The following is a 10634-nucleotide window of genomic DNA, read 5'->3' as shown; positions in this document are numbered from 1 at the left end:
GGTCGTCGCTCATCGCTTCGTCGGGGCCATGCCGAGTTCGGCCAGGGCCGCCGCTCCGGTCTCGGCGTGTTCGCCGCCCGCGAGAACGAGTGTGCGGGCCCATTGGTAGCGGCATCCCGCGGCGTCGAACGACGCGGCGGCGGCGAGCAGGCGGGGGTGGTCGGAGTCGAGGATGGCGGCGGCCCGGTCGAGGTGGGCCTCGGCGATGGGGTTGCCCGCGACGACCTTTCGGGCGGCGGCGACGCGGTCCTGGGCGTCGGGGGCGCCGGTGAGCGCGGCGGCCTCCGCGCGCAGGGCCAGGTACCAGTGGCGCCACACCCAGATGACCCATTCGTCCATCTCGTCTGGTTCGCCCACCATCCGCGCCAGCGCCTGGTCGGCTCGGCCGTGGTGCAGCAGGAAGATCGCGTCGAAAACCGCGCTGTAGCCCGCGTTCTGCTCCGGTGCGATGCCGAGTTGATCGACCACGGCCAGCCACTCGGCGCGGGCACCGTCGTCGTCGCGCAGGCCGTGGACCATGGCCACCGCGGCGGCCGCCATGGCCAGGTTGGGCGCGTGCAGGATCCCCGACCGCGTCCACGCGTCGAGGAAGCGGCGGCTGCCCGCCAGTACGTGCTCGACGTTGCCCGCCAGCGCGTCGCCAACCAGCAGCCGGGACGTGGCGAAGTCGCCGCGCTCGGCCAGCAGCGGCAAGTCGCGCAGCTGCTCGCCCCACTTGCGGGCTCCCTTGAGATCGCCCACCCCGATGCACGTCTCGGCCGCCTCCGACAGCGCGTTCACCCGCTCCAGCGCGCTGGCGGGCGTCGTCGGGACCGCGGTGAGCAGCTCGACGCGGCGACGGGTCGTGTCGGCGGTGGCGAAGGTGTCGCCCGCCCAGCACTGGGCGGCGGTGAGCGCGTCGAGGGCCCCGCTCTGGGCCAGCGGGTCGCCGGTGCGGCCCGCGAGGTCGACGGCGCGCTCGGCGCGCGCGATCGCCTGTGCCGCCGTCGATTCGGCGTCGGTGAGCACCCCGCACTCGGCCAGGGCGATCGCGGCCTGGGCGCCCGGGTCGGCGCTGGCCAACTCGGTCGCCGCGGTCAGCAGCGCCGCGGCCGCGCCCGGCGGTGGCGGCTGGGAGAACGTGCCGGAGAACCGGTAGACGGTGGCGGCGGCCGTGGCCAGGTCGCGGGCGGCGTCGGCCTGCGCCGAGCCAGCGGCCGCTTGGTAGAGGCGGAACATGTCGTCGCCGCGCATGCGGCACCCGGCCACGGCCGCCGCCTGCCGCAGCGCCGACGCCGCGGCGATCGGGTCGCCCGCGAGCGCGGCGGCCTGTTCGTAGCGCTGCTGGGCCTCGCCTACGAGGTTCCGGGCGAAGGCCGACTGGGCCAAGGCCAGCGCCAAGGCGCACGCGTCGGCCCGGTGGTCGGGTTCGTCGGCCGCCCAGCGGAGCGCGGCGCGGATGTCGTCGGCCGTCGCGTCGAACCGTGCTCGCCATGGCCCGTCCGGCGCGTTCGCCCCGGCCAGTTCGGTGGCGGTCGCCAGGCACCAGCGCAGGTGGCGGGATAAGACTTCGGCCGTCTCGCCCGCGCTCGACAGCTGCTCGGCCCCGTACTGGCGGATGGTCTCCAGCGTGCGGTAGCGGGTGCCGCCCACCGCCGGGGTCACGGTCAGCAGGCTGTGTTCGGTGAGCCGGGCCAGCCCCTCGACCACCGCGGCCGATTCGAGCGGATCGAACCCGGCCACGCGCGCGGCGGCGTCCGCGGTGAAGGGGGCCACGAAGACGGCGATTCGCCGCAGCAGCGTGCGGTCGGCCGGTTCCAGCAGGGTGTGGCTCCAGTCGAGGGTGGCCCGCACCGACCGGTGCCGGTCGTCGGCCCGGGCGCCGCCGCTGAGCAGTCGCAGTTGGTCGGAGAGGGTGTCGGCGAGGCCGTCGAGGCCGAGCATGGGCAGCCGCGCGGCGGCCAGCTCGATCGCCAGGGCCACGCCGTCGAGCCCGACGCAGATCTCGGCGGCCTGCTCGCGCTGCTCCGGCGGCACCGGCCAGCCCCCGGCCGCGGCCCGGTCGAGGAACAGCGCGACCGCGTCCGACTCGCCGGACAGCGACAGCGGCGGAATGGGGTAGACGCTCTCGAACGGCACCATCAACCGGGCGCGGCTCGTGGCCAGCACGGTCACGCGCGGGCAGGCCGCGAGCAGCCGCTCCAGGAACGGCGCGACGCCGTCACGCACGTGCTCACAGTTGTCCAGGACGAGCAGGGCGTGCCGATCGGCCATGGCGGCGATCACCGAGTCGTCCATGCCGCGGCCCTGCTGCTCGCCGATGCCGACCGCCGCGGCCACCGCCGCCCCGACCATCGCCGGGTCGGTGACCGGGACAAGGTCGGCGAACCACACGCCATCGGCGAAGTCGCCCGCGGTCTGCGCGGCGACCGCCAGCGCGAGCCGCGTCTTCCCGACCCCGCCCGGCCCGACCGCGCTCACCTGCCGATGCGTCTTCACCGCGGCGGCCAGCGCCGCCCGCTCCTCGACGCGGCCGACGAACGACGTCACCGGGGACGGCAGCCCCGAGGCGACCTTGCCCCCGCGCGCGGCCCGGCTCCACTCGGTGGCGAGCTGCGCGAGCGCCCGCCGGTCCGGCACGCCGAGCTTGCGCAGCAGCGAGGACACATGTGTCTCGACGGTGCGGACGGAGATGAACAGCCGTGCGCCGATCTCGGCGTTGCTGAGGTGCTCCCCCAGCAGGGACAGCACCTCCGCCTCCCTGGTCGAAATCCCTGCTTGAGCCACCACGGGTCACATCCTGCCCCATCCGGGGGTGGACTCCGTGGTGGTCTCCGTGGTCGGCACGGATGTGGCCCGGCCGCGACCGCGACAAGATTTACCCATGGCCGAAAGCGGCCAGCCCGATCCGAAGAGGAGCCACCATGACCAGCACGACCCTGGGCATCAAGACCGTCCTGCACCCCGTCTCCGACGTGGCGAAGGCCAAGGAGGTCTACACCGCGCTGCTCGGCTTCGCCCCGCAGACCGACGAGACCTACTACGTCGGCTTCGAGGTCGAGGGCCAGCACATCGGCCTGGTCCCGGGCGGCGGGCCGCAGGGGATGACCTACCCGGTGACCTACTGGCACGTGCCCGACATCGAGGCGAAGCTCGCCGAGGTGACCGAGGCGGGCGGCACGGTGCAGGAGCCGGTGCGCGACGTCGGCGGCGGCCGCCTGGTGGCGACCTTCACCGACCCCGACGGCAACGTGCTCGGCCTGCTCCAGGACCACTGACCCCAATCTCCCAGCACCCCAAACTCACAGACAGGAAAACTGAGATGGCCACGACGAAGACCACCGCCAAGCACACCGGGTTCAGCGAAGAAGAGATCGCCGCGATGAAGGAGCACGCCCAGGACCTCAAGCGGGCCGCGCGGCGCGGCGCCAAGGCCGACACCGAGCCCGACGTTCTCGCGAAGATCGCCGAGATGGCGGAGCCGGACCGCACCCTCGCCGAGCAGATCCACGCCATCGTCCGGGCCGCGGCGCCCGACCTCATGCCGAAGCTCTGGTATGGGATGCCCTCCTACGCCCGCGACGGCAAGATCGTCTGCTTCTTCCAGCCCGCCGACAAGTTCAAGGCGCGGTACTCCACGCTCGGCTTCAACGACGCGGCCAACCTCGACGACGGCACCATGTGGCCGACGTCGTACGCGCTGACGAAGCTGACCGCCGCGGACAAGAAGCGGATCGGCGAGCTCGTCAAGCAGGCCGCGAGCTGAAGGCCATGACTCCCCGACCGCTCGGACAGCGCAAGGCGGACACGCTGCACCGGCTCGACCACGACGTCGACGCCTGGGTGGCCACCGCCGACCCCGCGGGCACGCCGTACCTGGTGCCCCTGTCGTTCCTCTGGGACGGCGAGACGCTCCTGATCTCCACGGCGGCGACCAACCCCACGGCCCGCAACCTCCGCTCGGGCGGTCGAGTCCGCCTGACCGTCGGGCCGACGCGGGACGTGGTGCTGGTCGAGGGGTCGGCGGAAGTGGTCGAGGTGAGCGCTGCGGTCGCCGACGCGTTCGCCGCGAAGACCGGGTTCGATCCCCGCGAACAGCGGAACTACCCGTACTTCCGCGTCCGCCCCGAGCTGATCCAGGCGTGGCGCGAGGCGAACGAGATCGCCGGGCGGGAGCTGATGGTCGAGGGTGAGTGGCAGGTCTAGCCAGCCGTCTAGCGTAGATAGACTTCCCGGGGGTGTCTATCTACGCTAGACGGCGTGGCGCTTGATGAGGGACTGCTGCGTGACGCCCGCGCGGCCGCGGCGCGGTGGGCCGAGGTGACCGAGTCGACCAAGGCCGACTACCACCGAGCCGTCCGGCGGTTGCACCTCGCGGGCGGATCGATGCGTGAGATCGCCGAGGCACTCGGCGTCAGCCACCAGCGCGTGCACCAGATGATCGACGAAGCAGGCGGCACGGCCGGGTGGAAGCCACGCCAGGCCGGCCTCGCGTGCTCCTTCTGCGGAGCCGCCAAGGCAGACGTCGCGCGACTGGTCGCTGGGCCGGGCGTGTTCATCTGCGACGGCTGTGTGACGTTGTGCGGCGAGGTGATCGAGGAAGCGCGCCCGCTCCGGTCCCACCTCGATCCCACGCCGTCGACGGCGGCGTTCACGTGCTCGTTCTGCGACCGGTCGGCCGCGGACGCCGAGGGGATGGTCGCGGGGCCGGGAGTCCGGATCTGCGACCAGTGCGTGCGGTTCTGCGCCGAGGTGATCGCCGCGGTGCCCGAATAGGACAGTCACAGGTCGTTGGCGATGATGTTGTCGATGTTGCGTTCGGCGAGCGCGGTGATGGTGACGAACGGATTGACGCTGGTGTTTCCCGGGATAAGCGCGCCGTCGATGACATAGAGGCCGGGGTGGCCGTGGAGGCGGCCGTAGTTGTCGGTGGCCTTGCCGAGCACCGCGCCGCCGAGCGGGTGGTAGGTGAGGTGGTCGCCCCAGACCTTGTAGAACCCGAAGAGGTCGGTACGGTAGATCGTCCCCTCGGTGGCGTTGATCTTGTCGAAGATGGAGCGGGCGGCGGCGATGGCGGGCTGCTTCCACGCGGTCTGCCAGTTCAGGTCGACCTTGCCGGTCGCGGGGTTCCACGAGAACTGGGCGCGGTTCGGGTTCTTGGTGATCGACAGGTACACCGAGGCGTAGGTCTCGATCCCGGTCGGCAGCGGGGCCACCTCGGCGAACGCGCCGCCCGCGTCCCAGTTGTCGATGCCCGCGGTGGGCATGGACGCCTGCACGGCACCGGTCGGGTCCCACATGTGGTTGGCGCGGCCGCACATGACGTTGCCGTTGTCGCCCCAGCCTTTGCCGATCTCGTTGTTCAAGCCTGGCAGCACGCCGGTGGCCTTCAGTTTCGTCAGCAGCTTGCTCGTGCCGACGCTGCCCGCGGCGAAGAACACCTTGTCCGCGGTCATGGTCACCGTCGCCGTGGTGTTCCCCGCCGTGTCCAGTCGATCCATGAGGACCGTGTAGCCACCCCCAGCCGCAGGGGCGACGGAGGCGACCTTGTGCAGCGGCGAGATGGTGACCCGTCCGGTCGCCTTGGCCTGCGCGAGGTAGGTCTGCTGCAACGTCCTCTTGCCGTGGTTGTTGCCGTAGATGACCTCACCGGCCAACGCGGACTTGGGCACCAGCCCCGCCGCTTCCCGCTCCATGTAGTCGAAGTCGTACACATTGGGCACGAAGACGAACTGGAACCCCGAGCGCTGCGCGTGCTTGCGGCCGACCCTGGCGAACCGGTAGCACTCGGCCGCCTCCCACCAGGCCGGGTCGACGGTGTTGACGCCCAGCCCGGCGTTGGCGCGCGGGAAGTACACGTCGTACATCTCGTCGGCGTTCACCGTAGGCAGGACGGCACCGAACCGCTCGCGCCGGGGCGTGACCGCCATCCCACCGTTCACCAGTGATCCGCCGCCAACGCCGCGACCCTGGTAAACGGTGATGCCGCTGAACTCCTCGGCGTCGAGGATGCCGGTGAAGCGTGGTACGTCCTTGTCGATCGGGAAGCCCAGGAAGTTGCCGATCGGCTGCTTGGTCCTGGTGCGCAGCCAGTACGAGCGGTAGTCCGGCCTGATCGTGTTCGCGAAGACCGTGCCGTCCGGACCGGGCGCGTCCCACGCCATGCCCATCTCGACCATGTGGACGTCCACGCCCGCCTGCGCGAGGCGCAGCGCGGCGACGGCGCCGCCGTACCCCGTCCCGATCACCAGGACCGGCACCCGAGACGACGCGTTCGCCGGTTCCGCCAGCGCCGTCGTCGCCAAAATAGAACCTGTTCCTACAATGAACGAGCGTCGGGTGAAACTCCTGGATTCGGTTAAGGGGCCGGCTTTATCCGTCATGTGACACGCCTCACTCTCGCTGGATTAGAACCTGTTATACGCGCGAGAGCGGCAAGAGTCACGGGTCTGGCGGGGAGCGGTCCCGATCGATCACTCCCCGCCGGTCCGTCAGCGCGGTTCGGCGTAGTGCGTGGCGCCCCACCAGTCGACGACGATGACGTCCTCAGCGCCGACCACCCAGGCGTCGTGGCCGGAGGGCAGGCTGGTGATCTGGCCGGGGGTCGCGTCGAACTCGGTGCCGTCGGCCATGCGCACCCGCAGCGTGCCCGCCACGTGGTACTGGAAGTGCGGTGCCTCGCACAGGTCGGTGCCCGCGATCGGCTTGACGTGGGTCGACCAGCGCCAGCCCGGCCGCAGAACGAGCCTGCCGATCTCGCGGCCGTCCACGCGCAGCAGTTCCACGCGGCCGTTCTCGAATTCGCGAACCTCGTCGGCCTTGATGAAGTCGCGGTGGTCGAAGGTGGTCATCGCGCACCGTCCCAGGCCCGCACACCCAGCTCACGGGTGATCCGGCCGCCGTCGAGGTCCAGCACCGCCGCGCACAGCACGCGGGTGCCGTCGGGGTAGCGGCAGGACTCGACGTAGGCGATGTGCTCCGCGGTGACCACCATGCGGTCGACGTGGTGGGTCATGTCGCGGGCGGCGATGTCGGCCAGGTGGGCGCCGATGGCGTCGGCGCCACGCAGGATCCGGGGACTGCTGGGGCTGTTGACGGTGTCGACCAGGTGCAGCTCGGCGTCGTCGGCGTACAGGCGGCTCAGGGTGGCCGCGTCGCGTTCCTCGATGCCGCGGCGCAGCGCCTCGGTGTCGAAGGCGAGTTTCTCGGTGGTGCTCACGGGGCCGGTCCTTTCGGGTTCGTCGGGTGTGCGGCAGAGCGTGCGCGCCGACCGTCAACGCACCGTCAACGCAGGTCGCCACCTGTCCCTCCGGGCGCCACACTGGCTGGGTGAGCACCCCGACCCACACGCTGGACCTGCGGCTGTTCGGCGCGTTCGAGGTCACCGCCGACGGCGTCCCGGTGGCGTTGCCGCGTCACCGCAAGGCGTGCGAGCTGCTGGCGTGGCTGGCCGTCAATCCGGGCCCGCACGCGCGGTCCCGGCTGGCGGCGCGGTTCTGGCCGGACGTGCCGGACACCAGCGCCCGCGCGAGCCTGCGCAGCGCGGTCTGGGCGCTGCGCGGTGCGCTGGGGCCCGCCGGGGCGTGGCTGCACGCGGACCGCGACCGGGTCGAGCTGCGGACCGACGGGCTGACCGTCGACCTGCGGACCTTCGACGACCTGGTGGCGGCGGGCCGGTTCGCCGAGGCCGAGCGGGTCCGTCGCGGCGACGTGCTGCACCTGCTCGACAGCGAGTGGGTTTTCGAGCTGCGCGACGAGTACGACCACCGGTTCGCCGCCGTGCTGGACGCCCTGGGCGACGCGCGCGGCGCCCACCGGCTGCGCGCCCAGTTCGAGCCCACTCCCCCGGCTGCCCAGCGCGTCGCCCCGGAACACGAGCTGGTCGGACGGTCGGTCGAGCTGGGCGAGCTGCGTCGGTGCTGGGACCGGGCGCGGGCAGGCGCGGGCACGGTCGCGGGGATCACCGGGGACGGCGGCATCGGCAAGACCCGGCTGGCCGAGGAGGTCCTGGCCGTGGCGGGCGCGCAGGGCGCGCGCACCGCGGTCGGGTCGAGCGCGGCTGTCCCGTTCGGACTGTGGCTGGAGCCGCTGCGGGCGCTGGCCGACGGGCCGCTGCCCGACGCGTGGTGGCCGGAGGTCCTTTCCGGACTGGTGCCCGCGGTCGCGCCGCGCCGGGCGCATGCACCGGACGTGGACCGGGTCCGGGTGTTCGAGGCGGTCGTGGAGGTGTTGATCTGGGCGTGCCGGTCCGGCCCGGTGGCGGTTGTGCTGGAGGACCTGCACCTGGCCGATCCGTCGAGCCTGGAGCTACTCGCCTACGCGGGCAGGCGGGTGACCCGGCTGCCGGTGCTGCTGGTCGTGACCCGGCGACGGCTGCCGCCCCGGCCGGACGTGGACCGGGCGTGCGCGGCGCTGCGGTCGTCCGGCGCGCTGGGCGTCGAGGTGGAGCTGGCGCCGCTGCCGCCGGAGTCGATGCGTGTGCTGGCGCGCGGGACGGCCGGGCTGTCGGCCGCGCAGGCCGATCAAGTGGTGGCGGTGGCGTCCGGGAGCCCGCTGCTGGCGGTGGAGCTGGCGCGCGCGTTGGCCGGGGGCGCGAACGCGGCGGCGGGGCTGCGGGCGGCGACCCGGTGGGCGACGAGCCGGTTGCGCGGCCCGGCGCGCGGGTTCGTGGAGCTGGCCGCGGTGGCGGGGCGCGACCTGGGTCGCGCCGAGATCGCGGCGCTTCCCGGGCTGGCCGACCCGGCGCAGGCGGCTGCCGAGGCGCTGGGTTCTGGGCTGCTGCGGGCGCGTGACGGCGCGATCGGGTTCCGGCACGCGCTGTTGGCCGACGCGGTCGCCGAGGATCTGCCGGACCCGTTGCGCGCCAACAGACACGGCGCCATCGCCGAGGGGCTGCGCCGCGCGCCGGGGCGGGCGCACGCCGCCGAGATCGCCAGGCACCTGCGGCTCGCCGGGCACGACGAGCGGGCCGTGGCGCACCTGGTCGACGCGGCGGCCGCGGCGCGGGCGGTGTGCGCGCTGCCGGAAGCCGCCGACCTGCTCACCGAGGTCGTCGGGATCGACGTGGACGACCCGGAACCGCTGGTTGAGCTGGCCGAGGTGCAGGCGTGGCGTGGGCTGCGGAGCGAGTCGGACGCCGCGTTCGACCGCGCGCTGGAGCTGATCGCCCCGCTCGACAGCGGCGCGCAGATCAGCGCGTGGCTGCGGCGCGGCCGGTGGCTGCGCGGCGGGGTGTGCCACCCGCGCGAGTGCCGCCGCTCCTATGCCGCCGCGTTGGACGTGCTCGACCGCGATCCCGACTTGCCCGCGCGCGCCGAGGCGCTGGCGGGCATGGCGTGGGCGGAAGCGGTGGTCGGCGATCCCGCCGCGGCGGAGGACCTGCTGGTCGCCGTCGACGCGCTGCTCGACCACCAGCCGGTCAGCGACCTGCTGGCCCACGACATCAGCGTCGCCCGCGCCCACACCCTGCTCCGGGCGGGCCGCTTCGCCGACACCTACGCCCCGCTGACCGCGGCCGCCGCGGCGGCGAACCGGGCGGGGCGCCCGGACCTGGCGTTCCCGAGCCTGCTCAACGCCGCGTCCGCCGCGGCCTGCCTCGGCGCGTTCGACCGCGCGCTGGACTTCGTCGACCGCAGCCTGCCGCTGGTGGTGCCCAACGGCCTGCTGCGCCTGGGCGTCTACGCGCACTCGGCGCGGGTGTCGGTGCTGTGCAGGCTCGGCCGGTTCGGGGAGGCGAGCGCCACGTGCGACCAAGGCGCGGTACTGGCGGAGCGGATCGGGTTGGCAGAGCTGACCGGACTGGTCCACCACGACCGCGCCACCATCGCCCGCGCCACCGGCGACTGGGAACGCGCAGCCACCGAGTTGGCCGCCGCGATCGAGCTGCGTGCCCCGGTCGGCCGCGCCCTGACCCGCCTGCACCGCGCCGACGCGTTGGCGCGCGCGGGCAAGGTGGCCGACGCCGAGACCGAACTGCGCGCGGTGGCATTCGAACCGGTCTCGCCCGGCGACTTCCCCGACACGCTGGTCGCCCGGATGACGGCCGTGCAGGGCCTGATCGCCGCCCAGCGTGGCGATCTCACCCTGGCGCGGCGGCGTCTCACGGAGGCCGAGGCCGGGTGGCGGCGACGGATGGCCGATCCCGGCGCGGGCTACGTCGCGGCGCTGATCGACCTTGGCCGCCCGCCGCTGACCGCGCTCGTCGAACCGGACCGGGAACTGGCCGCGGTCACCGCCGACCTGAGGAGCCTCGATGCCGAAGTTCGCTGAGTCCGCCCACAGCGCCGCGCCGCCGGAGGAGGTGTGGAAGCTGCTCTACGATCCGGCCCGCTTCCCGCAGTGGTGGGCGGGCGTCGGCTCGGTCGAGCCGTCCACTGAGGACGGCTCGACCTACACGATGTATCCCGACGGCTACCCGGACTTCCCTATGCCGCAACAGCTGCGCTCCGACCGGGGTTCGGGGAACGTCACGATCTCGTGCCTGGTCTCGGACCTGCTGTTCGAATGGCGGCTGAGCGCGGTGGACGGCGGCACCGCGATCGAGGTCGACGTCGACATCCCGGACAGCGAGGCCCACCGCCTCGACACCCAGCGGCAGGTGATCCGCCGCTCGGTGCGCGCGCTGGCCGACCTCGCCGCCCGGGAAGCCCGATGAC

The 10634-nt window shown here is 73.2% G+C and carries 10 protein-coding genes and 1 pseudogene; 7 read left to right on the top strand and 4 right to left on the bottom strand.

All coding sequences use genetic code 11. The annotated features are described in order from the left end of the window. Nucleotides 1–9 precede the first annotated feature (9 nt). The gene (locus ACSHT8_RS03575) at nt 10–2766 is read right to left on the bottom strand and encodes an ATP-binding protein (RefSeq protein ID WP_436501982.1); all 2757 of its coding nucleotides are present in this window, start codon (nt 2764–2766) and stop codon (nt 10–12) included. Nucleotides 2767–2903: 137 nt separating this feature from the next. Here ACSHT8_RS03575 and ACSHT8_RS03570 point away from each other — a divergent pair, with 137 nt between their 5' ends. The 5 genes and pseudogenes from ACSHT8_RS03570 to ACSHT8_RS03550 all read left to right on the top strand — a co-directional run bounded on the left by ACSHT8_RS03570 (nt 2904) and on the right by ACSHT8_RS03550 (nt 4755). Next, nucleotides 2904–3257 carry a VOC family protein gene (locus ACSHT8_RS03570; RefSeq protein WP_436497625.1) on the top strand — a complete coding sequence of 118 codons (354 nt, stop codon included), beginning with the start codon at nt 2904–2906 and terminating at the stop codon, nt 3255–3257. A gap of 44 nt (nt 3258–3301) precedes the next feature. Then, nucleotides 3302–3745, top strand: coding sequence for an iron chaperone (locus tag ACSHT8_RS03565; RefSeq protein WP_436497623.1), 444 nt, complete (start codon nt 3302–3304; stop codon nt 3743–3745). Nucleotides 3746–3750: 5 nt separating this feature from the next. Then, nucleotides 3751–4185 carry a pyridoxamine 5'-phosphate oxidase family protein gene (locus ACSHT8_RS03560; RefSeq protein WP_436497622.1) on the top strand — a complete coding sequence of 145 codons (435 nt, stop codon included), beginning with the start codon at nt 3751–3753 and terminating at the stop codon, nt 4183–4185. 231 nt (nt 4186–4416) lie between these two features. Further along, nucleotides 4417–4581: pseudogene (locus tag ACSHT8_RS03555) on the top strand (ClpX C4-type zinc finger protein); the annotation flags it as partial. Continuing rightward, nucleotides 4570–4755, top strand: coding sequence for a ClpX C4-type zinc finger protein (locus tag ACSHT8_RS03550; RefSeq protein WP_436501981.1), 186 nt, complete (start codon nt 4570–4572; stop codon nt 4753–4755). The pseudogene ACSHT8_RS03555 and the gene ACSHT8_RS03550, both read left to right, overlap by 12 nt. 5 nt (nt 4756–4760) lie before the next feature. Here the strand turns inward: ACSHT8_RS03550 and ACSHT8_RS03545 are convergent, their stop codons facing one another. The 3 genes from ACSHT8_RS03545 to ACSHT8_RS03535 form a co-directional block, all read right to left on the bottom strand. After that, nucleotides 4761–6362, bottom strand: coding sequence for a GMC oxidoreductase (locus ACSHT8_RS03545; protein ID WP_436497620.1), 1602 nt, complete (start codon nt 6360–6362; stop codon nt 4761–4763). A gap of 108 nt (nt 6363–6470) precedes the next feature. Then, nucleotides 6471–6830 carry a cupin domain-containing protein gene (locus ACSHT8_RS03540; protein WP_436497618.1) on the bottom strand — a complete coding sequence of 120 codons (360 nt, stop codon included), beginning with the start codon at nt 6828–6830 and terminating at the stop codon, nt 6471–6473. Next, a complete protein-coding gene (locus tag ACSHT8_RS03535) occupies nt 6827–7198 on the bottom strand; it encodes a nuclear transport factor 2 family protein (RefSeq protein WP_436497616.1) in 372 nt (123 codons plus the stop codon). Before ACSHT8_RS03535 ends, ACSHT8_RS03540 begins: the two co-directional genes overlap by 4 nt. Before the next feature lie 110 nt (nt 7199–7308). Between ACSHT8_RS03535 and ACSHT8_RS03530 the strand changes: the two genes are divergently transcribed. Continuing rightward, a complete protein-coding gene (locus ACSHT8_RS03530) occupies nt 7309–10248 on the top strand; it encodes an AAA family ATPase (RefSeq protein ID WP_436497614.1) in 2940 nt (979 codons plus the stop codon). Next, complete coding sequence (locus ACSHT8_RS03525; protein ID WP_436497612.1) at nt 10232–10633, top strand: SRPBCC family protein; 402 nt, start codon at nt 10232–10234, stop codon at nt 10631–10633. Before ACSHT8_RS03530 ends, ACSHT8_RS03525 begins: the two co-directional genes overlap by 17 nt. Nucleotide 10634 lies beyond the last annotated feature (1 nt).

The sequence above is a fragment of the Actinokineospora sp. HUAS TT18 genome, assembly GCF_051364635.1.
GTDB lineage: Bacteria > Actinomycetota > Actinomycetes > Mycobacteriales > Pseudonocardiaceae > Actinokineospora.
Note: the sequence above shows the minus strand (reverse complement) of the source record. Positions and strands in the feature narration are given on the sequence as shown.

Bases quoted from the DNA above. Each gene is read 5' to 3' on its own strand.
- ACSHT8_RS03570 (WP_436497625.1), top strand. From the start codon at position 2,904: ATGACCAGCACGACCCTGGGCATCAAGACCGTCCTGCACCCCGTCTCC.
- ACSHT8_RS03565 (WP_436497623.1), top strand. From the start codon at position 3,302: ATGGCCACGACGAAGACCACCGCCAAGCACACCGGGTTCAGCGAAGAA.
- ACSHT8_RS03560 (WP_436497622.1), top strand. From the start codon at position 3,751: ATGACTCCCCGACCGCTCGGACAGCGCAAGGCGGACACGCTGCACCGG.
- ACSHT8_RS03545 (WP_436497620.1), bottom strand. From the start codon at position 6,362: ATGACGGATAAAGCCGGCCCCTTAACCGAATCCAGGAGTTTCACCCGA.
- ACSHT8_RS03540 (WP_436497618.1), bottom strand. From the start codon at position 6,830: ATGACCACCTTCGACCACCGCGACTTCATCAAGGCCGACGAGGTTCGC.
- ACSHT8_RS03525 (WP_436497612.1), top strand. From the start codon at position 10,232: ATGCCGAAGTTCGCTGAGTCCGCCCACAGCGCCGCGCCGCCGGAGGAG.